The organism is Jeongeupia sp. USM3 (genome assembly GCF_001808185.1).
Classification (GTDB): Bacteria; Pseudomonadota; Gammaproteobacteria; order Burkholderiales; family Chitinibacteraceae; genus Jeongeupia.
Genome location: NZ_CP017668.1, coordinates 585,858 through 608,671, shown reverse-complemented (window position 1 = coordinate 608,671; position 22,814 = coordinate 585,858). Strand labels below are relative to the sequence as shown.

Sequence of the window (22,814 nt, the reverse complement as noted above, 5' to 3'; positions counted from 1 at the left end):
CGCGCGGGGCGTGCGCGTCGCCGTCATGCGGCGAGGTATAATCGCCGCATGACTACGCCCCGCTTCAAAACGCTCGAGGACTTCGTCGGCAACACGCCGCTGGTCCGACTCAAACGCCTGCCCGGCGAGACCAGCAACGTCGTCCTCGTCAAGCTCGAGGGCAACAACCCGGCCGGCTCGGTCAAGGACCGGCCCGCGCTGTCGATGATCCGCCACGCCGAGGCGCGCGGCACGATCCGCCCCGGCGATACGCTGATCGAAGCCACCAGCGGCAATACCGGCATCGCGCTGGCGATGGCCGCCGCGATGATGGGCTACCGGATGGTGCTGATCATGCCGGGCAATTCCAGCGTCGAGCGCGTCCAGACGATGAAGGCCTACGGCGCCGAGGTGATCCTCGTCGACGGCATGGAGGTTGCCCGCGACCTGGCCGCGCAGATGGTGCTCGATGGCAAGGGGCTGGTGCTCGACCAGTTCGCCAACCCGGACAACCCGCTGGCGCACTACGAGACGACCGGCCCGGAAATCTGGCGCGATACCGAAGGGACGATCACCCACTTCGTCTCGAGCATGGGCACGACCGGCACCATCATGGGAACCGGGCGCTACCTCAAGGAGATCGCGCCGCATGTCGAGATCGTCGGCGTCCAGCCGAGCGACGGTGCGGCCATTCCCGGCATCCGCAAGTGGCCGGCCGAATACGTGCCGGCAATCTGCGACTTCTCGCGGATCGACCGCGTCATGGAAGTCGGCCAGCAGGAGGCCGAGGAGATGACGCGCAGGCTGGCGCGCGAGGAAGGCATCTTTGCCGGCATTTCGTCGGGCGGCGCGCTCGCCGCCGCGCTGCAGCTGTCCAAGCAGGTAGAGAACGCCGTGATCGTGACCATCGTCTGCGACCGTGGCGACCGCTACCTGTCGACCGGGGTGTTTCCGGCGTGAACCCGCTCGACTGGATCGGCCATGTTGCCGGCGTCTGCACGACGTTTTCCTTCCTGCCGCAGGTGATCAAGGTCTGGCGGACGCGCTCGGTCGAGGACATTTCGCTCGGCATGTATTCGCTGTTCGTGTTCGGCGTTGCACTTTGGCTGCTGTACGGTGTGGTGATCGCCTCGTGGCCGCTGATCATCCCGAACACGATCACGCTGGTGCTCGCCGGCTCGGTGCTGGCGATGAAGCTGCGCTACTCGGTGAGGGGAAAGCGATGACGCCGGTCGATCTGCACTGCCATTCGAACGTCTCGGACGGCCTGCTGCCGCCGCGCGAAGTCGTGCGCAAGGCGTTCGAGCGCGGCTGTCAGCTGTTTGCGCTGACGGACCACGACGATGTCCGTGGCCTGCCCGACGCCGCCGACGAAGCGGCACAGCTCGGGATGCAGTTCATCAGCGGCGTCGAGATATCGGTCAGCTGGGGCAAGCACACCCTGCACATCGTCGGGCTCGGTTTCGATCCGAACCACCCGGCCATCGTCGATGGGCTGGCGAGCGTGCGTGCCGGTCGGGCGGAGCGCGGCGAGCGGATGGCCGCGGCGCTGGCGGCCGTCGGTATCGACGGCGTGCTCGAAGGTGCGCGTCGCTATGCCGACAACCCGGAGATGATCAGCCGGACGCACTTTGCCCGCTACCTGGTCGCAGCCGGTTACGCCAAGGACACCAAGAGCGTGTTCAGGAAGTATCTGGTCCGCGGCAAACCGGGTTACGTCGAGCACGAATGGGCGACGCTGCACGAGGCCATCGGCTGGATACGCGAGGCCGGCGGCGTTGCCGTGCTGGCCCATCCGGGCCGCTACGAGCTTGGCAACGAAACGTTGCGCGTCATGCTGACCGAATACCGGCGGCTTGGCGGCGAGGCGATCGAGGTCGTCTCGGGCAGCCACGGTGCCGCCGATGTCGGGCGCTTCTCGCGGCTGGCACAGGAGTTCGGTTTCCTTGCATCGGCCGGCACCGATTACCACGCAACCGGCGAAGGTGCCCGCGAGCCGGGGCTCAACGCCGATCTGCCCGTCGGCTGCGAACCGGTCTGGACGCGCTGGTGGACGCTGCCGTCCACGACAAACTTGCCCTGACGTCCGGCCGCCCGTCCGCTACAGTCGCAGCACAACTCCCAGAAGCGAGCCCATGTCCCAGTTTTTTTCGATACACGCCGAAACGCCGCAGTTGCGCCTGATCAAGCAGGCGGTCGAGATCGTCCGCAAGGGCGGGCTGATCGTCTATCCGACCGACTCCTGCTATGCGCTCGGTTGCGCGCTCGACAACAAGGATGCGCTCGAGCGCATCCGCCGCATCCGTCAGTTGAGCGACAAGCACCATTTCACGCTGGCGTGCCACGACCTGTCGCAGCTCGGCAACTACGCGCGCGTCGACAACCGGACGTACCGGATGCTCAAGAGCGCAACGCCGGGCAACTACACCTTCATTCTGCTGGCAACCAAGGAAGTGCCGCGCCGCGTCTGGCATCCGAAGAAACAGACCGTCGGCCTGCGCGTCCCCGACCATCCGGTGGCGCTGGCGTTGCTCGAGGAACTGGGCGAGCCGATGCTGTCGAGCTCGCTGCTGCTGCCCGGCGAAGAAATGCCGATGTCCGATGCGTGGGAAATCCGCGACCGGCTCGAGCACGATGTCGATCTGGTGATCGAGGGCGGTTACTGCGGTGTCGAGCCGACGACGGTGATCGACCTTTCCGATGGGGCGCCGGTGCTGATGCGTGCCGGCAAGGGGCCGCTGGCGCCGTTTGGGCTTGAGTGAGGATGGCATGATGGGTGGTTTTGACCTGGGCAGTTTTATCCAGACCGTTTGCATCTGGGCGATTCCGGTGCTGTTCGCGATCACCGTGCACGAGGCCGCGCACGGCTACGTGGCGCGGCACTTCGGCGACGATACCGCGTCGCGGCTGGGGCGGATTTCGCTGAATCCGGTCCGGCACATCGATCCGATCGGCACGGTGGTGCTGCCGATGGCACTGCTGGCGCTCGGCGGCTTCCTGTTCGGCTGGGCCAAGCCGGTGCCGGTCGATTTCGGCAAGCTGCGCAACCCGAAGCGCGACATGCTCTGGGTGGCCGCGGCCGGGCCGGGGTCGAATTTCGCGATGGCGATCGTCTGGGCGCTGCTGATGAAGGTTGCGCTCGGCCTCGAAGGCTTCAGCCTGCAGGAGCCGATGTTCCTGATGGGGCAGGCCGGGGTGACGATCAACCTGTCGCTGATGGTGCTGAACCTGCTGCCGCTGCCGCCGCTCGACGGCGGGCGCATCCTCGTGTCGCTGCTGCCGCACCGGCAGGCGGAGCTGGTGTCGCGGATCGAGCCCTACGGCTTTTTCATCCTGATCGCGCTGCTGGCGACCAATCTGTTGACCGCGATCATGAATCCGCTGATGAAGATCGCGGCGCTGCCGATCATGTTCATCCTGCATTAACCATCAAACAGTCAAGGATTTAGCTTCATGTTTCCCGACCGCGTCCTCTCGGGTATGCGCCCGACCGGCAAGCTGCACCTGGGGCACTATCACGGCGTACTGAAAAACTGGGTCAAGCTGCAGAGCGAGCACGAGTGCCTGTTCATGGTCGCCGACTGGCATGCGCTGACGACCGCGTACGACGACGTCAGCGTCATCGAGAAGAGCGTCTGGGACATGGTGATCGACTGGATTGCCGCCGGCGTCGATCCGGCGCAGGCGACGATCTTCATCCAGAGCCGCGTGCCCGAGCACGCCGAGCTGCATCTGCTGCTGTCGATGGTGACGCCGCTGTCGTGGCTCGAACGCGTTCCGACGTACAAGGACCAGATCGACAAGATGAGCCACAAGGACCTCGGCACCTACGGCTTCCTTGGCTACCCGCTGCTGCAGTCGGCCGACATCCTGCTCTACCGCGGCAATCTGGTGCCGGTGGGCGAGGACCAGGTGCCGCACGTCGAGATCACCCGCGAAATCGCCCGACGCTTCAACCACGTGTTCGGCAAGGAAGTCGGTTTCGAGGAAAAGGCCGAGGCGGCGGTCAAGAAGATCGGCGGCAAGAAGGGCAAGCTGTACGAGGAGCTGCGCACCCGCTACCAGCAGAACGGCGATGTCGAAGCGCTCGAATCCGCCCGCGCGCTCCTGGCCGAAACGCAGAATCTGTCGCATGGCGACCGGGAGCGGCTGTTCGGCTACCTCGAAGGCGGCGGCAAGATGATCCTGCCCGAGCCGCAGCCGCTGCTGACGTCGGCCAGCCGGATGCCGGGTCTTGATGGCAACAAGATGTCCAAGTCCTACGGCAACACGATCAGCCTGCGCGAGGATGCCGATTCGGTTGCCAAGAAGATCAAGCAGATGCCGACCGACCCGGCGCGCGTTCGCCGCACCGATCCGGGTGATCCGGAGAAGTGCCCGGTCTGGCAGCTGCATCAGGTGTATTCGGACAAAGCGACCCGTGCCTGGGTCGTCGAGGGCTGCAAGAGCGCCGGCATCGGCTGTATCCAGTGCAAGCAGCCGGTGATCGACGGCGTGCTGGCCGAACAGGCGCCGATGTTCGAGCGTGCACAGCCTTATCTCGAAGACCCGACCCTGGTGAAGAAGATCGTTGCCGACGGCTGCGAGCGTGCACGCGAGCTGGCACGCGATACGATGCGCGACGTGCGCGAGGCGATGGGCCTCGCTTACGGCTGAGCGCGACCAACAAGGCCGGCGTACTTGCCGCCGACGGTTGCGACTTCAGGGCGTCTCTTGATAGGGACGCTTCGTACGCCTTGCGGCACCGCGACCCCGGTATTGGGCCGCTCAAAAAAATGGAGAGTTTCTCGATGTCCGTGACGATTCGTCCCGCCGCAGCTGCCGACGCCGCGGCGGTCCATGCGCTTGTTACCGCGGCGTTTGGCCAGCCCGGCGAGGCAGATCTTGTCGTGGCGCTCAACGAGGCAGGGCGTACCAGGGTCGAGCTCGTTGCCGACGTCGACGGCCTGATCGTCGGCCACCTGCTGTTTTCGGCCGCCTCGGCCGATGGCGTCGCCGGCGAGGTGGCCGGGCTGGCGCCGCTGGCGGTCGCCGCCGACTGGCGCCGGCAGGGCGTCGCCAAAGCGCTGGTCGACGCGGGGCTGACGGCGCTGAAAGCACGGGGTGCCGCGGCGGTCGTCGTGCTCGGCGATCCGGCCTATTACGGCCGCTTCGGCTTCGTGCCGGCGGCGAACTACGGCCTGGTGTGCGAATACGACGTGCCGGCCGAGTACTTCATGGCGCTCGAGCTCTGGCCCGATGCGCTGGCGTTCGCCGCCGGCACGGTCCGCTATGCGCCGGAGTTTGCCGGGCTGTGAGCGCCGCCGACGCGCTGGCGCACGTGCTCGGCGAGCCGGTGCACCAGCTGCCGGCCGATCTGTACATCCCGCCCGATGCGCTGCGCGTGCTGCTCGAATCGTTCGAGGGGCCGCTCGACCTGTTGCTCTACCTGATCCGCAAGCAGAACCTCGACATTCTCGACATTCCGCTCGCCGACGTTACCGCCCAGTACATGCGCTATGTCGAGGCAATGCAGGCGAGCCGGCTCGAACTCGCGGCCGAGTACCTGCTGATGGCGGCGGTGCTGATCGAGATCAAGTCGCGCCTGCTGCTGCCCAGACGTGACGAGTATTTCGACGACGGCGCCGATTTCGAGCCCGAGGACCCGCGGGCCGAACTGGTCCGGCGTCTGCTCGAGTACGAGCAGATCAAGCAGGCGGCGCTCGGGCTCGACCGGCTGCCGCTGGCCGGGCGCGATTTCCACTTCGTTGCCGTGCTGTTCGAGCGCGAAATGGTCCAGCGCCTGCCCGAAGTCGGCGTAGCCGACCTGCGCTCGGCCTGGCAGGCCATCCTGACCCGCGCCAGGCGCAATCAGCATCATCAGATCACGCCGGATACGCTGTCGGTGCGCGAGCAGATGAGCCGGATCCTCAAGTTGCTGCAGGACGGCTGCCACCACGCGTTCGAGCGGCTGTTCGAGCCCGATGGCGGCGTACCGCTGCTGGTCGTCAGCTTTCTGGCCGTGCTCGAGCTGGTCAAGGAGTCGCATATCGTCGTCAGTCAGGACGACGGTTACGCGACGATCTATGTGCGCCTTGCGAAAGGCATCGGGGAGGGCGTATGAGCGTCGCGCCGAAAACCGTGCTGGAAACGGCGCTGCTGGTCGCGCAGGAGCCCTTGCCGATGGTTGCGTTGCGGCAGCTGTTTGCTGATGCGCTGAGCGGCAAGGAAGTGGCGGCACTGCTCGATCAGCTGCAGCAAGACTGGGAAGGGCGCGGCGTCGAGCTGGTCCAGCTCGCGACGGGCTGGCGTTTTCGCGCCCGGCCGGCCATGCAGCCCTATCTCGACCGGCTCAACCTCGAGCGGCCGCCACGGTACTCGCGTGCGGTGATGGAAACGCTGGCGATCATCGCCTACCGGCAGCCGGTAACGCGCGGGGAGATCGAGGAGATCCGCGGCGTGGCCGTATCGAGCGCGATCGTCCAGACGCTGAAGGAGCGAGGCTGGATCGACGTCGTCGGCCACAAGGAAGTGCCGGGGCGGCCGGAGCTGCTGGCGACGAACAAGCAGTTTCTTGACGATCTGGGCTTGTCGTCGCTGTCGGGCTTGCCGCCGCTCGCCGAGCTGGGTGGCTTGATCGAGCCGGAAGAGTGACGGCACTTTACCGAGGTCAATCAGGCCGCTTGCCATCCGCGGTACACTGCTGCCGAACTTCTCGTCAGGATTGCCATGAATGAAATGACCGCCGTCGGCATTGGTGCCGTCGCCCTGTTCGTCGTCTGGAAATGGGTTGCAGCCAGGGTGGCCGGCTACGGCCGCGGCAAGGTGTTGCAGCACCTGGCCGGCGGCATCGCCGGCATGCTGGTGCTGGCGGCCATCGTCGGCGTGCTCGCGCCGTCGCGCATGCCGGCACAGCCCGTGCCGGCGGCCAGCTCGGTACGCTAGAACAGCGTTGCCGTGGTCGGCGTTGCGCGCGGCACCGGTGCGCCGTACAGGTTGCCGGGCAGGCGCAGAAAGGCTTCGGCCGTGAGGACTGAGGCGCAATCCAGCCATGCGTCGTAGTCGCGTTCGGCGATGACGACAAGGCTGCGCTTTTCATCGCCGGGCCTGTGCATGCGCGACATCAGCGGGTGCGCATCGGCATTGACGGTGAGCTGGCTGAACGAAAAGCTGTAACCGCCGTCGTCTTCCTTCCACGGACGCCAGATGCCGGCCACTGCAAACGCTTCGCCATCGGCGGGCTCGATGCGCCAGCGCTCGGCTTGGCCGGTTTCGTAGCAAGGCTCGTAAAAACAATGCATCGGCACCAGGCAGCGGTAATGCCTGCGCCAGGCCGTCCGGTACGACGGCAGCTCGCCGACCGTTTCGGCGCGGGCATTCATCGTGCTGAACGGTTTTCTGCCCGGCGGCAGCTTGCGCTTCGGGATCATGCCGTAGCTGGCGATCATCGCTTCGCGGCCGCCGTCACCGGCAACGATGATCGGCGCGGCGTAGTCCTGCCAGGCCTCATCGGGCCAGTCGCCCAGTGGCGCCGGCGTGCCGAAACGGGAGGGCCATGCAGTACTCGGGACGGGGGTGTAGTTGACGCACATCGGCCGCAGGCGAAAAAACGCCCGGCGCCAGATGGCTGGCCGGGCGCTGTTGCGTGTCTGGAGCGGGCGACGGGAATCGAACCCGTGTTCCGAGCTTGGGAAGCTAGTGTCTTACCATTAGACGACGCCCGCAGAAGCCATGCATTCTAGCCGATTGCCGCCTGTCGGGCAATCGGCGCGGGGGCTCGCCCGAACCGGCCGCCGGGCCTGTAGACCGGAAGCAGCGGGGAGGGTTTCATGGCCGGCAAGACGTCGTTCAATCAGGTTCCGTGGCTGGAAAACGCCGATCTGTTCGGCGGCGATACGGCGCTCAAGGCGGCGGTCCGGACGTTTGGCGCTGCGTGGGCTCTGCCTGGCTTGTGGCGGCGCGGCCGTCTGCTCGGCCGGGCACAATGGCTGGATATCGCCGATGCGGCCAACCGGCATCCGCCCCGGCTGATCCAGTACGACCGGCTCGGAGCGCGCTGCGACCGGGTGGTGTTCGATCCCGCCTGGCACGATCTGCTTGGGTCGATTACCGCGGCGAGGCTGCACAACGCCGCCTGGGCCGTACCGCGAGCCGGGGCTCAGGTGGCACGGGCCGCGGGGTTCTACCTGCAGGCGCAGCTCGAGGCCGGCAGCCTGTGCCCGGTGACGATGACCTATGCGGCGATCCCTTTGTTGCTCGACCAGCCCGCGCTGGCGGCCTGGCGCCGGCCGCTGCTGTCGGATCGCTATGACCCGCGGCCCTTGCCGGGGCCGGAGAAGGCCGGCGTGCTGGTCGGGATGGGCATGACCGAAAAGCAGGGTGGCTCCGACCTGCGCAGCAACCGGACCCGGGCCGAAGCCGATGGCGATCGCGCTCGGCTGTCCGGTCACAAGTGGTTTTTCTCGGTGCCGCAGGCCGATGCACACCTGGTGCTGGCCCAGGCCGCGGCCGGGCCTTCGTGCTACTTCATGCCGCGGTTTCGCGATGACGGCGAACTCAACGGTATCCGGCTGCTCAGGCTGAAGGACAAACTTGGTAACCACTCGAACGCCAGTGCCGAGGTCGAGTTCGACGGCGCGCTCGCCTATCCGGTCGGCGAACCCGGCCGCGGCATCGCCACCTTGCTGGCGGTGGCGGCGCGGACGAGGCTGGACTGTGCGATCGCCTCGGCCGGCATGATGCGGATGACGCTGGTCGAGGCGCTCCATCATGCGCGTCACCGCCGCGCCTTCGGGGGGGCGCTGGTCGATGCGCCGCTGATGCGCACTGTGCTGGCGGACATGGCGATCGAGTCCGAAGCGGCGATGTGGCTGGCGTTGCGGCTTGCCGATGCGGCGGACAACGAACCGATGCTGTTTCGCATGCTGACGCCGGTGGCGAAGTACTGGATCTGCAAGCGGGCCGAGGCCTTCATCGGCGAAGCGATGGAGGTGCTCGGCGGCAACGGTTACTGCGAGGATTTCCGGCTGGCGCGTGCTTACCGCGAAGCGCCGGTCAATGCGATCTGGGAAGGGGCGGGCAACATCATGTGCCTCGATTTGTTGCGCGCCTTGCAGCGGCAGCCCGACTCGCTGGCACTGTTGATGGGCGAGCTGGGCGCCGCTGCCGGCGGGCATCGCGATTACGATCATGCACTCGGCCAGCTGCCGGAGAAACTGCGCAGCGCCGACGAGGCGGGCGCCCGGCATCTGGCGAGCTGGGTTGCGCGGCTGGTTCAGGCCGGGCTGCTGTTGCGCTATGGCAGCAAGGCCATCGGCGACGCTTACTGCGCCAGCCGGCTGACGCAGGGCGATGCGCTGTTCGGCGAGGCCGTCCATCGCGGCGCGTCCGCGATCCTGCGGCGGGCGTGGCCGGAATGAAAAGACCCGGCGCGAGGCCGGGTCCGGGTGCTTACTTCTGGGCGGTTTCGTCCGGCAGCCGCCAGCCGCCGCCGACCGCCTTGTAGAGCGCGACGCGGCTGTTGACCTCGTTCAGCTGGGCATCGACCAGCGCAAGGCGGGCGTTGAACAGGTTGCGTTCGGTGTCCAGCACTTCGAGGTAGCTCGAGTAGCCGTTGTCGTAACGCAGGTTCGCCAGTTTGTACTGCCGTTGCAGCGCGACGACCCGGTCCGCTTGCGCGCGGGTCCGCTTGTTCGACTCGCCGTTGGCGACCAGTGCGCCGCGTACGTCGGCAAACGATTGCTGGACGGTCAGGCGGTAGTTGGCCAGCGCCTGTTTCTCGACGGCGCGGGCCTGATCGACCTGCGCCGCGGTCAGTCCGCCATCGAACAGCGGCATCGCGAGGTTGCCGGCAAACGACCAGGTCTTGGCCGCACCGGTGAACAGGTCCGAGAACGACAGGCTTTGCACGCCAAGCAGGCCGGTCAGCGAGATCGTCGGGAAGTAGGCGGCGCGGGCGGCTTCGACGCTGGCGCGCGCACCGATCAAGCTGGCCTCGGCCGACTGGATGTCCGGACGGCGCAGCAACAGATCGGACGGCAGTCCGGCCGGGATCGCCGGCGGGTTGCCGAGATCCTGGATCGACTTGCCGCGCTGCGGTGCCGACTCGATGATTGCCTTCGGGTCTGCACCGATCAGTACGCCGAGCGCGCCTTCGGTGGTCGCGATCGCGCTGACCAGATCAGGCACTGCGGCGCGGGCGATGTCGAGTTCCGATTCGGCCTGACGCACGTCGAGCTCGGAAATCAGCCCGCCCTTGAAGCGCTTGGTCTGCAGCGCGTAGGTCTCCTCGCGCGACTTGACGGTGTCCTGCGAAATCGACAGCTGCGAGTCGAGCGCGCGCAGGTTGAAGTAGGTCTGGGCGACTTCGGCTTCGAGCGAAATCTCGACGCCGTCGCGGTTGTAGGCTGTGGCGAGGTAATTGCGCCGTGCGGCCTCGGTCTGGTTGGCCAGCTTGCCCCACAGGTCGATCTCCCAACTGGCCGACCCGGCGACCTGGTAGTCGTTGTAGGTGCCCAGCACAGCCTGCGAACCCTTTTCCGAGGTCTTCTGGCGGGCGCCGCCGGCGCCGAGGTCGACGCGCGGCAGCTGTGCGGCCGAGTTGATGCCGAGCACGGCACGCGCCTGATCGACGCGGGCGCTGGCGATCGCCAGATTCTGGTTGTTGCTGCGCGCGGTTTCGATCAGCTGGTCGAGCGTCGGGTCGCCGAACTGCTTCCACCAGCCATCGCTGACCCAGTCGGGTTGTACCTGGGCGGTGGCCGGCAGCGGCATCTGCGGTGCCTTGGTGTCGGGCTGGAAAAAGGCGCAGCCGGACAGCAGGGCGAGCGCGACGGAAACGGACAGAAGTTTCAGCTTAGGCATGGTGGTCTCCCGAAGTCGGCGCGGCGTCTTTCTTCTTGCCCAGGCCCATGATCAGTCGGAAGAAGAGCGGAACAAAGAAAGTGGCGAGGCAGGTTGCGGCGAGCATGCCGCCGATCACGCCGGTGCCGATCGAGTGCCGGCTGGCGGCGCCGGCGCCGCTCGAGGTGACGAGCGGAACGCAGCCGAGAATGAAGGCCAGCGACGTCATCACGATCGGGCGGAAGCGCAGCCGGGACGCTTCCAGCGCCGCATCGAGCAGCGACATGCCTTCGTGGACCTTCTCGACGGCGAACTCGACGATCAGGATCGCGTTCTTCGCCGCCAGGCCGATCAGCGTGACCAGGCCGATCTGGAAGTAGACGTCGTTGTTGAGGTCGCGCAGCCAGACCGCGAGCAGCGCACCGAACAGGCCGAACGGCACGGCGGTGACGACGGCGATCGGCAGGGTCCAGCGCTCGTACTGCGCGGCCAGGATCAGGAACACCATGATGATCCCGAACACGAAGGCCTGCGTCGACGTGCTGCCGGCGAGTTTCTGCTGATAGGCGCTCCCCATCCACGCGAGCGTGAAGTCCGAGCCGAGATCCTGGCTGGCGACCTCCTCGGCGGCGTTGATCGCCTGACCGGTCGAATAGCCTGGTGCCGGCTGCAGCATGACCTTGCCGGCGGCGAACACGTTGAAGCGTTCGACCAGTTCCGGGCCGGTAACCGGCTTGACCGTGACGAGCGAGTCGAGCGGAATCATCTGGCCGCTGGCAGCGCGCACGAACACGTTGCGAATGTCGCTTGGGCGCGAGCGGAAGTCGGCTTCCGACTGCAGCTCGACCTTGTACGTCCGGCCGAACTTGTTGAAGTCGTTGACATAGAGCGAACCGAACGTTGCCGACAGCGTCTGGAAGACCTGGTCGACCGGCACGCCGAGCGTCTTGGCTTTCTCGCGGTCGAGGTCGAAGTACATCTGCGGTACGTTGGCGCGGTACGTCGTCGTCACGCTGGAGAATTCCGGACGCTTCTTGGCCGCCTCGATGAACGATTGGATGGCGGCTTCGATCTGCTTCGGATCGGTCGTGCCACGGCTCTGGATATAAGCCTCAAGGCCGCCGGTCGTCGACATGCCGGTAATGGCCGGCGGGTTGAACGCCAGCACCACACCGTCCTTGACCGCGTGGGCGCCAAAGCCCATCACCTGTTTGGCGAGCGAGAACGAATCCTGGCCTTCGCCTTCACGCTCTTTCCAGTCCTTCAGTGTCATGAAGGTCGCCGCTGCGTTCGAGCGATAGGAGCTCGACAGCAGGTCAAAACCCGAGAACGTCAGGACCTGATCGATGTCCTTGTTCTTGGCGAAACCGGCGTCGAGCGTCTGTGTCACCGCCTGGGTGCGGGTCAGCGACGCGGCGTCCGGCATGATCGGCACGACCATCAGATAACCCTGGTCTTCGTCGGGAACCAGCCCGCCCGGTACGCGCAGGAACAGCACCACCAGCAGCACGATCATCGTGCCGAACAGCGTGAACGCGACCAGCACGCGGCGGTTCAGGAACGCAACGCCGGAGACATAGCCGTTGGTCATCTTGTCGAAGCTGCGGTTGAACCAGCGGAAGAAGCGGTTCGGCTCCGAATGTGTCGGCTTGAGGATCAGCGCGCACAGGGCCGGCGTCAGTGTCAGCGCGACCAGACCCGAAATCACCACCGAGACGGCGATGGTGACGGCGAACTGCTTGTACATCTGGCCGGTCATGCCGCCCATGAAGGCAACGGGCAGGAAGACCGAGCACAGCACCAGCACGATCGCGACAACCGGACCGGAAACTTCTTCCATCGCCTTGATCGCAGCGTCCTTCGGCGAGCATTTCTCGGTCGACATGATCCGCTCGACGTTCTCGAGTACGACGATCGCATCGTCGACGACGATACCGATCGCCAGCACCATGCCGAACAGCGTCAGGAGGTTGATCGAGAATCCGAGCGCGTACATGCCGGCAAAGGTGCCGATCAGCGAGACCGGAACGGCGAGGCAGGGGATCAGCGTGGCGCGGGCGTTCTGCAGGAAGAGGTAAACGACGATGAAGACGAGGATGATGGCTTCGAACAGTGTATGGACCACTTCCTCGATCGAGATCTTGACGAACTTGGTCGTGTCGTACGGGATGTTGTATTCCATGCCCTTGGGGAAGCGCGCCTTCATCCCGTCCATGGCGCCGCGAACCGATTCGAGCACCTTGAGTGCGTTGGCGCCCGGTTGCAGGTAGACGGCGATGCCGACGGTGTCCTTGCCGTTGTGCTTGGCGACGACGTCATAGCTGTCGGCGCCGAGCTGGATGCGGGCGACATCCTTGAGCTTGGTCTGCGAGCCGTCCGGGTTCGAGCGCAGGATGATGTTGCCGAATTCCTCGGTCGTCTCGAGCCGGCCCTTGGCGGTGGCGGTGTAGGTGAATTCGAGCGGCTCGTTGGTCGGCGCGGCGCCGACCTTGCCGGCGGCGAACTGCTGGTTCTGCTCGTTGATCGCATTGACGACGTCGGACGTGCTCATGCCGAGCTGGGCGAGTTTGTCCGGGCGCAGCCAGACGCGCATCGAGTAGTCGCCGGCACCGATGACGGAAATGTCACCGACGCCGTTCAGCCGCTTGAGGGCATCGACGACGTTGAGGTTGGCGTAGTTGGCGAGGAACAGCGAATCGAGGCTGCCATCGGGCGAGTCGAGCGTCACGAAGGCGAGAATCGACGACGATTTCTTCTGGACCGTGACCCCCTGCTTCTTCACCGTGTCCGGCAGTTGCGCCATCGCGGCCTGGACCCGGTTGTTGACGTTGATCGTCGCCATGTCCGGGTCTGCGCCGATGTTGAAGTAGACGTTGAGCGTCATCGCGCCGTTGGACGCGCCGGACGACTGCATGTAGATCATGTCCTCGACGCCGTTGACCTGTTGCTCGATCGGTGCGGCAACGGTTTCGGCGATGACCTCGGGCGAGGCGCCCGGGTAGGAGGTCGTCACGGACACCTGGGGCGGGACGATGTTCGGATACTGCTCGACCGGCAGCGCCTTCATCGACACCAGGCCCGCAAGGGTGATGATGATCGAGATGACGCTGGCGAAGATCGGCCGTTCGATAAAGAATTTGGAGAACATGCCGGCTCCTTATTTGGCGGCCACGGCCGGGGCGCTGGCGCCTGCCGGAACCGGATGCACCGGCAGACCCGGACGCGCCTTGAGCACGCCGTCGACGATCACGCGGTCGCCATTCTTGAGACCCGACGTCACGACGAAGTCGTTGCCGCGTTCCTGACCCAGCTGGACCACGCGCGGCGCGACGACGTTCTTGTCGTTGAGCACCAGCACGGCCTTGTCGGCCTGGAACTGGATGACGGCGCGTTGCGGAATCAGCATCGCGTTGTTGAGCTGTGCACCGTTAACCACGACGCGGACGAACTGGCCCGGCAGCAAGTCACCTTCGGGGTTCGGGATCACCGCACGCGCCTTGATCGTGCCGGTGGCCGGATCGACCTTGCTGTCGGAGAAGTCGATGCGCCCGCTGTGCTTGAAGACCGAGCCGTCCGCCAGCTTGAGCGAGACCTGATAGCTGCGGTCTTCGGGCAGCGTGACGCTGCCGCGCTGGGCGGCTTTTTCCAGTGCCAGCTTTTCGGCCTCGGAGAACGAGAAGTTCGCGTAGAGCGGGTCGAGCTGGACAATCGTCGTCAGTAGGCCGCCATTGGTGGTCGGCGAAACCAGGCTGCCTTCGGAGAAATTGATCTTGCTGGCCATGCCGGAAATCGGCGCAACGACATTGGTATAGCCGAGGTTGATACGGGCTTCCTCGGTGCTGGCCGTGGCGGCAGCGAGGTTGGCGACGGCGGCGTCGTAGCCGGCATTGGCGTCGTCGAAATCCTTTTTCGAGACGGCGTTTTCCTTGAACAGCGGCGTGATCCGGTTGCGGTCCGCCGTGGCCTTCTCGAGCGATGCCTTGGACTGCGCCTGGGCGCCCAGTGCCCGGTCGAGCGCTGCCTTGAACGGCGCCGGGTCGATCTGGAACAGCGTCTGGCCTTCCTTGACCGGCTTGCCTTCGGTGTAGACCCGCTTGAGCAGAATGCCGTCGACGCGCGCGCGCACGTCGATCTCGCGGTAGCCGGCCGTCTGGCCCACCGCCTCATAGGTGTAGGGAACGGTCTGCGTCTTGATCGTGATCACGCCAACCTGGGGCGGAGGGGGCTTCGGCGCCTCTTGCTGTTTGCATGCGGCCAGGCTGATGGCGAGGGCGGCGGCGAGCAGGGTGGGGATCGCGGTGAATTTGCGGCAGCGGGGCACGGGAGTTCTCCAGGTGCGTTTTTTTACAGAGACTCGGCGTCGAGTCTTTATTGGCGTGCAAGGCGCGGCCCGCTCTGGATTAGCGGGCGGTGATGTGCAGTTTACCCAAAATTGAACTGATTTTATGACAACTTGTCGCCCGCCTGAGATGGCGGCAATTTATGGTTGTGTGCTGCAACATATTGCGGCCTTGCATCGTAAACAAGACGGCGAAGCTGTGCGCGCTTAATCCATGTAGATATTTACGTCGCCGATTCCGACATTTAGACTGGACAGTCCAATCCAGTGGTTGTGGCGGTGCCGATGTCGGAGCAGGAAATTCATGGTCAGGGCTGCCGGCAGCGCATTGTCGCTGCGGCGCTGGAGGTCTTTCGCGAATGCGGCTACCGCGCCAGCGTCGATCGCGTCGCACGCCAGGCCGGCGTCGCACGTCAGACGATCTACAACCATTTCGCATCCAAGCCGGCGCTCTTCGCCGCGGTGTTGCAAGAAGGCTGCGCGGCGCACCGGGCGCGATTGCTGAATGCCGACGGCTCCCTCGCGGAGCGCTTGCTGCACTTTGCCGAGGGTATGCAGGCCAATCTGCTGACACTGGAGGCGATCAATCTGCACCGGCTGCTGACGCACGAAGCGCCTCGCTTCCCTGAACTTGCGGCGCAGGTTTATGTCAATGGCGTGCAGGCAACGGGTCAGCAACTGGCCGGTATGCTGTCGCAGGCGATGCGGGACGGCGAAATGCGGGAGGACGACCCGCAACTGGCCGCAGACATCTTCCTCGATGTGGTGGTCAGCCACGACCGTGCTCGCCTGCTGTTCTGTATGCCGTTGCCGGATACCGCTGCGCAGCGGGTGTTGCTGCAACGGAGAGTCGAGGTGTTCCTGCGCGCCTACGTGAGGTCCTGACGTCGTTGCGCTGCCGCTGCGACTTGAAGCCGTTGCCACGAAGCAATAGTAGAAAAATCAAATAATCGAGATACAACCGAAGGGATACGCCATGCAGCAACGACTTGCCGTGCTGTGCGCCGTGCTGGCGCTTGGTTTTACCGCCTGCAGCAAGCAGGATGATGCCGCCAGGGCCGGCGGGCCGCCTCCGGCCGAGGTTGCCGTCGTGACCGCGGCACGGGGCGACAGCGCGGTCACGCGCGAGTTTCCGGGTCGGGTGACGGCGTACCGCACCGCCGAGGTTCGCGCCCAGGTCGAAGGCATCCTGCAGCAGCGGCGCTATGCCGAAGGCAGCGAGGTCCGTGCCGGTCAGCAACTGTTCCAGATCGATCCGCGCACGCTGCGTGCCAATCTGGCCGCGGCCAGCGCCGAACTGGCGCGCGCGCAGGCCAGCGCCGAGATCGCCGCGGCGACGGTCAAGCGCTATGGCCAGCTTGTCGGCGACCAGGGTGTGTCGCGGCAGGAGTACGACCAGGCGCAATCGACGCTGAAGCAGGCGCAGGCCCAGGTGCTGGCCGCGTCCGCCGCGGTCGACCGCGCCCGGATCGACCTCGAGCATGCTTCGGTGTCGGCGCCGATCTCGGGCCGGATCGGCCGGGCGCTGGTGTCCGAAGGGGCGCTGGTCGGCAAGGGCGAGGCGACGCATCTGGCGACGATCGAACAGCTCGACCCGATCTACGTCGACTTCAACCAGTCGGCCAACGACCTGCTGCGACTGCGCCAGCAACTCAAGTCCGGCAAGCTGAACGCGGCCGATGGCCTGCCGGTCGAGCTCATCCTGCCCGACGGCAGTGCCTACCCGCATGCCGGCAAGCTGCTGTTCTCGGAGCAGACCGTCGATCCGGCGACCGGCACGATTGTCGTGCGCGCCCAGTTCCCGAATCCGGACCGTTTGCTGATGCCGGGCGTCTATGTGACCGCCCGCTCCGCCCAGGGAACGCTGAGCGGCGCGGTGCGCGTGCCGCAGCGCGCGGTGCAGAGCTCGCCGCAGGGCCAGTTCGTCTATGTCGTCGACAAGGATGGCAAGGTGGCGCAGCAGCCGGTCAAGACCGCCGGCTTCTCGGGCAAGGACTGGCTGATCGGCGAGGGCCTCGAGGGTGGCGAGACGGTGATCGTCGAAGGCATCCAGAAAATTCGTCCGGGTGCGCCGGTCAAGCCGGTGCCCTATGGCGCCAGCCAAGTCTCAAGCCAGAGCGCCAGCCAAGTCACAAGTCAGAGCGCCAGCCAAGTCACAAGTCAGAGCGCCAGCCAAGCCACAGGTCAGGGCGCAGGCCAAGTCGCCAGCCAGCCGGCAGCGGCGGCAAGCGCCGTCCCGGCCAAGCGGTAAGGGGGCGCGACCATGTCACGCTTCTTCATCGACCGCCCGGTGTTCGCCTGGGTGATTGCACTGATTATCATTCTCGCCGGTCTGCTGGCGCTGCGCGGGCTGCCGGTGTCGCAGTACCCGGAGGTTGCACCGCCAGGCCTGACGATCTCGGCCACGTATCCCGGTGCCAATGCCAGGCTTGTCGAAGAGACGGTGACGGCGCTGATCGAGCAGGAAATGAACGGGCTCGAGAACCTGCTGTACTTCGACTCGGCGAGCGACAGCAACGGTTCGGCGACGATCACGCTCACGTTCGCGTCGGGCACCGATATCGACATCGCCTCGGTCGAGGCGCAGAACCGCATCAAGCGGGTCGAGGCGCGGCTGCCGGCCGAGGTGCGCCAGCAGGGCGTGCAGGTCGCCAAGTCCCGCCGCAACTACCTGCTGTTCATGACGTTGTATTCGCCCGACGGCACGCTCGACAACGTCGCGCTCGGCAGCTATGCCAGCTCGGCGGTGCTCGACAGCCTCCGCCGCGTCAAGGGCGTCGGCGAGGCGACGCTGTTCGGCACCGAGTACGCGATGCGCGTCTGGCTCGACCCGCAGAAGCTCGCCGGTTACAAGATGACGCCAGCCGAGGCGCTGGCGGCGGTGCGGGCGCAGAACGTCCAGGTCGCAACCGGCGAGCTCGGCCAGCTGCCGGCGGCGCCGGGGCAGGAAATCAACGCGACCGTCGTTACCCAGGGACGTTTCGTCACGCCCGAGCAGTTCGGCAGCATCGTGTTGCGTGACGGCGGCGGTGGCGCACAGGTGCGGCTCAAGGACGTCGCGCGGGTCGAACTCGGCGCGCAGGACTACTCGGTCGTCGCACGCCTGAACGGCAAGCAGACCGCCGCGATCGGCGTGAAGCTGTCGCCGGACGGCAATGCGGTCGAAACCGCGGGCCTTGTGCGCGCGAAGATGAACGAACTGCAGCGCTACTTCCCGCAGGGCGTGGCCTGGGACATCCCGTACGACACGTCCAAGTTTGTCGACATCTCGATCAAGGAAGTGCTGAAGACGCTGGCCGAGGCCGTCGTGCTGGTGTTCCTGGTGATGTACCTCTTCCTTGGCAACCTGCGCGCGACGCTGATTCCGACCATCGTCGTGCCGATCGCGCTGACCGGCTCGCTGGTCGGCCTCTACCTGCTCGGCTATTCGATCAACGTGCTGACCTTGTTCGCGATGGTGCTGGCAATCGGCATCCTCGTCGACGATGCGATCGTCGTGGTCGAGAACGTCGAGCGGATCATGGCCGAGGAAGGGCTGGCGCCACGCGAGGCGACGCAGAAGGCGATGGGCCAGATCGTCGGCGCGATCGTCGCGATCACGCTGGTGCTGTCGGCGGTGTTCGTGCCGATGGCGTTCTTCACCGGTTCGGTCGGCGCGATCTACCGGCAGTTCTCGGTGACGCTGGTGCTGACGATGGGCTTCTCGGCACTGCTGGCGCTGACGCTGACGCCGGCGCTGTGCGCGACGATGCTCAAGCCGATCCACAAGGGCGAGCTGCACACGCAGACCGGCTTCTTCGGCTGGTTCAACCGCAAGTTCCACAACACCACCGTCGGCTACGTCGGCTGGGTTGGGCGCATCCTGCGCCGCTCGGGGCTGGCGCTGCTGTTTTTCGCGCTGATCCTTGCCGCCACCGGCTGGCTGATGAGCCGCTTGCCGACGTCGTTCCTGCCCGACGAGGACCAGGGCTATTTCGTCAGCCTGGTGCAACTGCCGGCCGGCGCGACGCGCGAGCGCACGCTGCTGGTGATGAACGAAGTCGAGCAGTACTACATGAAGCAGCCCGAGGTCGAAAAGGTCATCGGCGTCGTCGGTTTCAGCTTCTTCGGTCGTGGCCAGAACGCCGCGCTCGCCTTCGTGACGCTGAAGGACTGGAAAAACCGTCCCAGGAAGGAAGAGGGCGTGTCGACGCTGGTGCAGAACGCCAACATGATGCTGTTCCGGATCAAGCAAGCCTTCGTGTTTGCCCTGAACGTGCCGCCGATTCCCGAGCTGGCGTCGGTCGGCGGCTTCGACTTCCGGCTGCAGGACCGGGCCGGCGTCGGCCGCGAAAAGCTGCTCGAAGCGCGCAACATGCTGCTCGGCATGGCCGGGCAGAACCCGGCGCTGGCCGGCGTGCGGCCGGAAGGCCAGGAGCCCGGGCCGCAGCTCTATCTCGAGGTCGACCGTGTCCGTGCCAGCCAGCTGGGCATTCCGCTGGGCGACCTGAACGATACGCTGTCGATCGCGCTCGGCTCGGCCTATGCCAACGACTTCGTCCGCGACGGTCGCATCCTGCGCGTGCTGATCCAGGCCGATGCGCAATCGCGCTCGTCGCCGGACGGCATCCTCGCGCTGCAACTGCGCAACCGCCAGGGAAATCTGGTGCCGCTGGCGGAAATCGCCACCGCCAGCTGGGTCGTCGGCGCGCCGAAGCTCGACCGCTATAACGGCCTGCCGTCGTACAAGATCAGCGGCGGCCCGGCGCCGGGCAAGAGTTCGGGCGACGCAATGGGCGCAATGGAGGAGATGGCGGCCAAGCTGCCGCAGGGCATCGGCTTCGAGTGGTCCGGCACCTCGTACGAGGAGCGCCTGTCGGGCTCGCAGGCACCGTTCCTGTTCGGGTTGTCGGTGCTGGTCGTCTTTCTGTGCCTTGCCGCGCTGTACGAAAGCTGGTCGATTCCGTTTGCGGTGCTGCTGGTCGTGCCGCTGGGGATCTTCGGTGCGGTGGTGGCGATGACGTTGCGCGGGCTGCCGAACGACGTCTACTTCAAGGTCGGGCTGATCGCGATCATCGGCCTGTCGTCGAAGAACGCGATCCTGATCATCGAATTCGCCAAGGACCTGCAGCGCCACGGCATGGGCTTGACCGAGGCGACGCTCGAAGCGTGCCGGCTGCGGTTCCGGCCGATCCTGATGACGTCGATCGCCTTCATCGCCGGCGTGTTGCCGCTGGTGATCAGCACCGGCGCCGGCGCGGCAAGCCGTCATGCGATCGGTACCGGGGTGATGGGCGGGATGATCGCCGCTACCGTGCTCGCGGTCTTTCTGGTGCCGGTGTTCTTCGTCGTGACGCGCAAGCTGTTGCCGGACAGGGCGCACAAGGCGTCGACCGACGCCGCCACCGATGATTGCCGCTAAGGAGCACGCGATGAAAACAACCGTTATTCCGCTCGCGCTGCTGGCCCTGCTCGGCGGCTGCGCCGTCGGTCCCGACTACCAGCGCCCGGCGCTCGAGATGCCGAAGCAGATCGGCGCGGCCGACCGGCCGGCAGCCGTGCCGGCGCTGGCTTGGGAACGCTATTTCACCGATCCGGCGCTGAGGCCGCTGATCGAGGATGCACTGGCCAACAACCGCGACCTGCGCGTCGCCGTTGCCCGGGTCGAGGAGGCGCGCGCGCTGTATGGCATCCAGAAGGCCGATGCGCTGCCGTCGTTCAGTGCGGTGGGCGCCGGGGCGGCGAGCAGGGTGCCGGCGACGGTCAATGGCGGCAGCGCGGCGACGATTTCGCGCCGCTACGATGCCAACCTTGGCCTGCTGTCGTACGAGCTCGATTTCTGGGGGCGGGTGCGGCGCCTGAACGAGGCGGCGCAGGCCAGTTACTTCGCCAGCGAGGCGGCGCAGAAGAGCTTCCGCGCCGGGCTGATCGCCGACGTCGTCAGCGGCTATTACGGCGCGCAGGCGCTGTCGGAGCAACTGGCGTTCTCGCGCAAAACCGAGGTGGCGCGGGCCGAGACCTTGCGGCTGGTCCAGCGCAGGCTCGATGTCGGCGTCGCCGGCAGGCTCGAGTTGCTCGAGGCGCAGAGCGCGCTCGAAACGTCGCAGGCGGTTTCGGCGCAGCTGGCCAGGCAGAAGGACAATGCCAGGCATGCGCTGAGCGTGCTGGTCGGCCGCGTCGTCGGCGACGACGAAATCATTTCCGGCGACGCAACACTGCTCGAAAAACGGCCCTTGCCGCTGGCGATTCCCGCCGGCCTGCCGTCGGATATCCTGCTGGGGCGCCCGGACGTCGAGCAGGCCGAGCAGCAACTGGTTGCGGCCAATGCCAATATCGGCGCAGCGCGCGCGGCGTTCTTCCCGAAGGTGACGCTGCTCGGTTCGGCCGGCACGGCCAGTGCCGAGCTTGGCGATCTGTTTGGCAGTGGCAGTGGTGCGTGGAGCTTCCTGCCGACGGTATCGATGCCGATTTTTGACGGTGGCCGGACGCGCTCGGGGCTGGCGCTGGCCGAAGCGCGCAAGGTCGGTGCGGTTGCCGGCTACGAGAAAGCCATCCAGGTTGCATTCAAGGAAGTGGCCGATGTGCTGTCGGACCAGCAATGGCTCGATGCCCAGCTTGAGGCGCAGCAGCGGCTGATCCGCAGCCAGACCGCGCGGATGGATCTGGCCGAGCAGCGCTACCGGGACGGTCTGACCAACTATCTGGAGTTCCTGATCGCGCAGCGCGACTACTACGCTTCGCAGCAGACGCTGATCGAGGCGAGGCGGGCGAGGCTGACTGTGGCGGCGCAGGCGTACAAGGCGCTGGGTGGCGATTAGACCGCACAAACGACAACGCCAAGGTTTCACCTTGGCGTTGTCGTTCCGGAGGTCGGGGCTCAGCCCATGTGCTGGCCGCCGTTGATGGCGAGGTTGGCGCCGGTCATGAAACCCGAGACGTCCGACGAGAGATAGCCGATCAGCGCGGCGATTTCTTCGGGCTTGCCGAGGCGGTTGACCGGAATGTGCGAGATGATTTTGTTGCGCACGTCCTCGGGCACTGCCATCACCATGTCGGTGGCGATGTAGCCCGGCGAGATCGTGTTGACCGTCACGCCCTTGCGTGCCACTTCCTGCGCCAGCGCCATCGTGAAGCCGTGCATGCCGGCCTTGGCCGCCGAGTAGTTGGTCTGGCCGAACTGGCCCTTCTGGCCGTTGATCGACGAGATGTTGATCACGCGGCCCCAGCCGCGCTCGGCCATGCCGTCGACGAACTGCTTGCAGACGTTGAAGACCGAATCGAGGTTGGTCTTGAGCACGTCGTCCCAGCTGACCTTGTCGAGCTTCTTGAACGTGGCGTCACGGGTGATGCCGGCGTTGTTGATCAGGACGTCGACCTGGCCGACTTCGGCGGTGACTTTTGCGGCCAGTGCGACGCACGCATCATAATCGGTGACGTCGCATTGAAATGCGTGGAAGTTGTAACCCAGCTCCTTCATGTCGGCGAGCCAGGCTTGCTCCTTGCCCGGACGCGAGTAGGTCGTCACAACGGCGTAGCCGTCGTCTGCGAGCCGTTTGCAGATGGCCGTACCAATGCCACCCATGCCGCCGGTAATCAATGCGATTTTTGCCATGATGTGCTGTCCTTCTCGTTTTGTATGTTGTCGTTCCTGCCTGGGGCTAGGCAGTGAAAATCTTACTACTTACATTCTTTGGAT

20 protein-coding genes and 1 tRNA gene are annotated in these 22,814 nt (G+C 65.8%); 15 read left to right on the top strand and 6 right to left on the bottom strand.

What is annotated here, in order from left to right; genetic code table 11:
* The first annotated feature begins 48 nt into the window (after window positions 1-48).
* From cysM to BJP62_RS02665, 10 genes are all read left to right on the top strand, one after another.
* Window positions 49-939 (top strand): cysteine synthase CysM, encoded by an 891-nt coding sequence (gene cysM / locus BJP62_RS02710; RefSeq protein ID WP_070526214.1) that lies wholly within the window; start codon window positions 49-51, stop codon window positions 937-939.
* A complete protein-coding gene (locus BJP62_RS02705) occupies window positions 936-1,205 on the top strand; it encodes a SemiSWEET transporter (protein WP_070526212.1) in 270 nt (89 codons plus the stop codon). Before cysM ends, BJP62_RS02705 begins: the two co-directional genes overlap by 4 nt.
* On the top strand, window positions 1,202-2,062 hold the full coding sequence (locus BJP62_RS02700) for a 3',5'-nucleoside bisphosphate phosphatase (RefSeq protein WP_070526210.1): 861 nt from the start codon (window positions 1,202-1,204) through the stop codon (window positions 2,060-2,062). Before BJP62_RS02705 ends, BJP62_RS02700 begins: the two co-directional genes overlap by 4 nt.
* Window positions 2,063-2,114: 52 nt before the next feature.
* Window positions 2,115-2,741, top strand: a complete 627-nt coding sequence (locus BJP62_RS02695) for an L-threonylcarbamoyladenylate synthase (RefSeq protein ID WP_070526209.1) — start codon at window positions 2,115-2,117, stop codon at window positions 2,739-2,741.
* Between the two features lie 10 nt (window positions 2,742-2,751).
* Window positions 2,752-3,405 carry a site-2 protease family protein gene (locus tag BJP62_RS02690; RefSeq protein ID WP_070526207.1) on the top strand — a complete coding sequence of 218 codons (654 nt, stop codon included), beginning with the start codon at window positions 2,752-2,754 and terminating at the stop codon, window positions 3,403-3,405.
* A gap of 27 nt (window positions 3,406-3,432) precedes the next feature.
* Window positions 3,433-4,635: a tryptophan--tRNA ligase gene (locus BJP62_RS02685; RefSeq protein WP_070526205.1), complete on the top strand. Its 1,203-nt coding sequence runs from the start codon at window positions 3,433-3,435 to the stop codon at window positions 4,633-4,635.
* Between the two features lie 134 nt (window positions 4,636-4,769).
* On the top strand, window positions 4,770-5,276 hold the full coding sequence (locus BJP62_RS02680) for a GNAT family N-acetyltransferase (protein WP_083300658.1): 507 nt from the start codon (window positions 4,770-4,772) through the stop codon (window positions 5,274-5,276).
* On the top strand, window positions 5,273-6,082 hold the full coding sequence (locus BJP62_RS02675) for a ScpA family protein (protein WP_236943647.1): 810 nt from the start codon (window positions 5,273-5,275) through the stop codon (window positions 6,080-6,082). The genes BJP62_RS02680 and BJP62_RS02675 overlap by 4 nt, the downstream gene beginning before the upstream one ends.
* Window positions 6,079-6,612 (top strand): SMC-Scp complex subunit ScpB, encoded by a 534-nt coding sequence (scpB, locus tag BJP62_RS02670; protein ID WP_070526203.1) that lies wholly within the window; start codon window positions 6,079-6,081, stop codon window positions 6,610-6,612. Before BJP62_RS02675 ends, scpB begins: the two co-directional genes overlap by 4 nt.
* A gap of 75 nt (window positions 6,613-6,687) precedes the next feature.
* Complete coding sequence (locus tag BJP62_RS02665) at window positions 6,688-6,903, top strand: hypothetical protein (RefSeq protein ID WP_070526201.1); 216 nt, start codon at window positions 6,688-6,690, stop codon at window positions 6,901-6,903.
* Here the strand turns inward: BJP62_RS02665 and BJP62_RS02660 are convergent.
* Both BJP62_RS02660 and BJP62_RS02655 read right to left on the bottom strand, forming a co-directional pair.
* Window positions 6,900-7,550: an SOS response-associated peptidase gene (locus BJP62_RS02660; protein WP_070526199.1), complete on the bottom strand. Its 651-nt coding sequence runs from the start codon at window positions 7,548-7,550 to the stop codon at window positions 6,900-6,902. The genes BJP62_RS02665 and BJP62_RS02660 overlap by 4 nt on opposite strands.
* A gap of 58 nt (window positions 7,551-7,608) precedes the next feature.
* Window positions 7,609-7,682, bottom strand: a tRNA-Gly gene (locus tag BJP62_RS02655).
* A gap of 105 nt (window positions 7,683-7,787) precedes the next feature.
* Between BJP62_RS02655 and BJP62_RS02650 the strand changes: the two genes are divergently transcribed.
* Window positions 7,788-9,377 carry an isovaleryl-CoA dehydrogenase gene (locus BJP62_RS02650; protein WP_070526197.1) on the top strand — a complete coding sequence of 530 codons (1,590 nt, stop codon included), beginning with the start codon at window positions 7,788-7,790 and terminating at the stop codon, window positions 9,375-9,377.
* A 31-nt stretch (window positions 9,378-9,408) separates the two neighbouring features.
* On the opposite strand, the gene BJP62_RS02645 is transcribed toward BJP62_RS02650, so the two are convergent.
* Genes BJP62_RS02645 through BJP62_RS02635 form a run of 3 tightly spaced genes read right to left on the bottom strand, consistent with a single transcriptional unit; the run spans window position 9,409 to window position 15,121 of the window.
* Complete coding sequence (locus tag BJP62_RS02645; protein ID WP_070526195.1) at window positions 9,409-10,821, bottom strand: efflux transporter outer membrane subunit; 1,413 nt, start codon at window positions 10,819-10,821, stop codon at window positions 9,409-9,411.
* The gene (locus BJP62_RS02640; RefSeq protein ID WP_070526193.1) at window positions 10,814-13,948 is read right to left on the bottom strand and encodes an efflux RND transporter permease subunit; all 3,135 of its coding nucleotides are present in this window, start codon (window positions 13,946-13,948) and stop codon (window positions 10,814-10,816) included. The genes BJP62_RS02645 and BJP62_RS02640 overlap by 8 nt, the downstream gene beginning before the upstream one ends.
* A 9-nt stretch (window positions 13,949-13,957) precedes the next feature.
* The gene (locus tag BJP62_RS02635) at window positions 13,958-15,121 is read right to left on the bottom strand and encodes an efflux RND transporter periplasmic adaptor subunit (RefSeq protein WP_070526191.1); all 1,164 of its coding nucleotides are present in this window, start codon (window positions 15,119-15,121) and stop codon (window positions 13,958-13,960) included.
* Between the two features lie 303 nt (window positions 15,122-15,424).
* On the opposite strand from BJP62_RS02635, the gene BJP62_RS02630 reads away from it, so the two are divergent.
* The 4 genes from BJP62_RS02630 to BJP62_RS02615 all read left to right on the top strand — a co-directional run bounded on the left by BJP62_RS02630 (window position 15,425) and on the right by BJP62_RS02615 (window position 21,936).
* Window positions 15,425-16,024, top strand: coding sequence for a TetR/AcrR family transcriptional regulator (locus BJP62_RS02630; protein WP_145927075.1), 600 nt, complete (start codon window positions 15,425-15,427; stop codon window positions 16,022-16,024).
* Between the two features lie 91 nt (window positions 16,025-16,115).
* A complete protein-coding gene (locus BJP62_RS02625; RefSeq protein WP_070526188.1) occupies window positions 16,116-17,390 on the top strand; it encodes an efflux RND transporter periplasmic adaptor subunit in 1,275 nt (424 codons plus the stop codon).
* Between the two features lie 12 nt (window positions 17,391-17,402).
* Window positions 17,403-20,540, top strand: coding sequence for an efflux RND transporter permease subunit (locus tag BJP62_RS02620; protein WP_070526186.1), 3,138 nt, complete (start codon window positions 17,403-17,405; stop codon window positions 20,538-20,540).
* Between the two features lie 10 nt (window positions 20,541-20,550).
* Entirely contained in the window at window positions 20,551-21,936 is a 1,386-nt protein-coding gene (locus BJP62_RS02615; protein ID WP_070526184.1) for an efflux transporter outer membrane subunit, read from the top strand.
* Between the two features lie 59 nt (window positions 21,937-21,995).
* On the opposite strand, the gene phbB is transcribed toward BJP62_RS02615, so the two are convergent.
* Window positions 21,996-22,730 (bottom strand): acetoacetyl-CoA reductase, encoded by a 735-nt coding sequence (gene phbB / locus BJP62_RS02610; protein ID WP_070526183.1) that lies wholly within the window; start codon window positions 22,728-22,730, stop codon window positions 21,996-21,998.
* Between the last annotated feature and the right edge of the window lie 84 nt (window positions 22,731-22,814).

Bases quoted from the DNA above. Each gene is read 5' to 3' on its own strand.
- BJP62_RS02640 (WP_070526193.1), bottom strand. From the start codon at position 13,948: ATGTTCTCCAAATTCTTTATCGAACGGCCGATCTTCGCCAGCGTCATC.
- BJP62_RS02615 (WP_070526184.1), top strand. From the start codon at position 20,551: ATGAAAACAACCGTTATTCCGCTCGCGCTGCTGGCCCTGCTCGGCGGC.
- BJP62_RS02660 (WP_070526199.1), bottom strand. From the start codon at position 7,550: ATGTGCGTCAACTACACCCCCGTCCCGAGTACTGCATGGCCCTCCCGT.
- phbB (WP_070526183.1), bottom strand. From the start codon at position 22,730: ATGGCAAAAATCGCATTGATTACCGGCGGCATGGGTGGCATTGGTACG.
- scpB (WP_070526203.1), top strand. From the start codon at position 6,079: ATGAGCGTCGCGCCGAAAACCGTGCTGGAAACGGCGCTGCTGGTCGCG.
- BJP62_RS02680 (WP_083300658.1), top strand. From the start codon at position 4,770: ATGTCCGTGACGATTCGTCCCGCCGCAGCTGCCGACGCCGCGGCGGTC.
- BJP62_RS02645 (WP_070526195.1), bottom strand. From the start codon at position 10,821: ATGCCTAAGCTGAAACTTCTGTCCGTTTCCGTCGCGCTCGCCCTGCTG.
- BJP62_RS02630 (WP_145927075.1), top strand. From the start codon at position 15,425: ATGTCGGAGCAGGAAATTCATGGTCAGGGCTGCCGGCAGCGCATTGTC.
- cysM (WP_070526214.1), top strand. From the start codon at position 49: ATGACTACGCCCCGCTTCAAAACGCTCGAGGACTTCGTCGGCAACACG.
- BJP62_RS02665 (WP_070526201.1), top strand. From the start codon at position 6,688: ATGAATGAAATGACCGCCGTCGGCATTGGTGCCGTCGCCCTGTTCGTC.
- BJP62_RS02695 (WP_070526209.1), top strand. From the start codon at position 2,115: ATGTCCCAGTTTTTTTCGATACACGCCGAAACGCCGCAGTTGCGCCTG.
- BJP62_RS02700 (WP_070526210.1), top strand. From the start codon at position 1,202: ATGACGCCGGTCGATCTGCACTGCCATTCGAACGTCTCGGACGGCCTG.
- BJP62_RS02650 (WP_070526197.1), top strand. From the start codon at position 7,788: ATGGCCGGCAAGACGTCGTTCAATCAGGTTCCGTGGCTGGAAAACGCC.
- BJP62_RS02685 (WP_070526205.1), top strand. From the start codon at position 3,433: ATGTTTCCCGACCGCGTCCTCTCGGGTATGCGCCCGACCGGCAAGCTG.
- BJP62_RS02620 (WP_070526186.1), top strand. From the start codon at position 17,403: ATGTCACGCTTCTTCATCGACCGCCCGGTGTTCGCCTGGGTGATTGCA.
- BJP62_RS02690 (WP_070526207.1), top strand. From the start codon at position 2,752: ATGGGTGGTTTTGACCTGGGCAGTTTTATCCAGACCGTTTGCATCTGG.
- BJP62_RS02625 (WP_070526188.1), top strand. From the start codon at position 16,116: ATGCAGCAACGACTTGCCGTGCTGTGCGCCGTGCTGGCGCTTGGTTTT.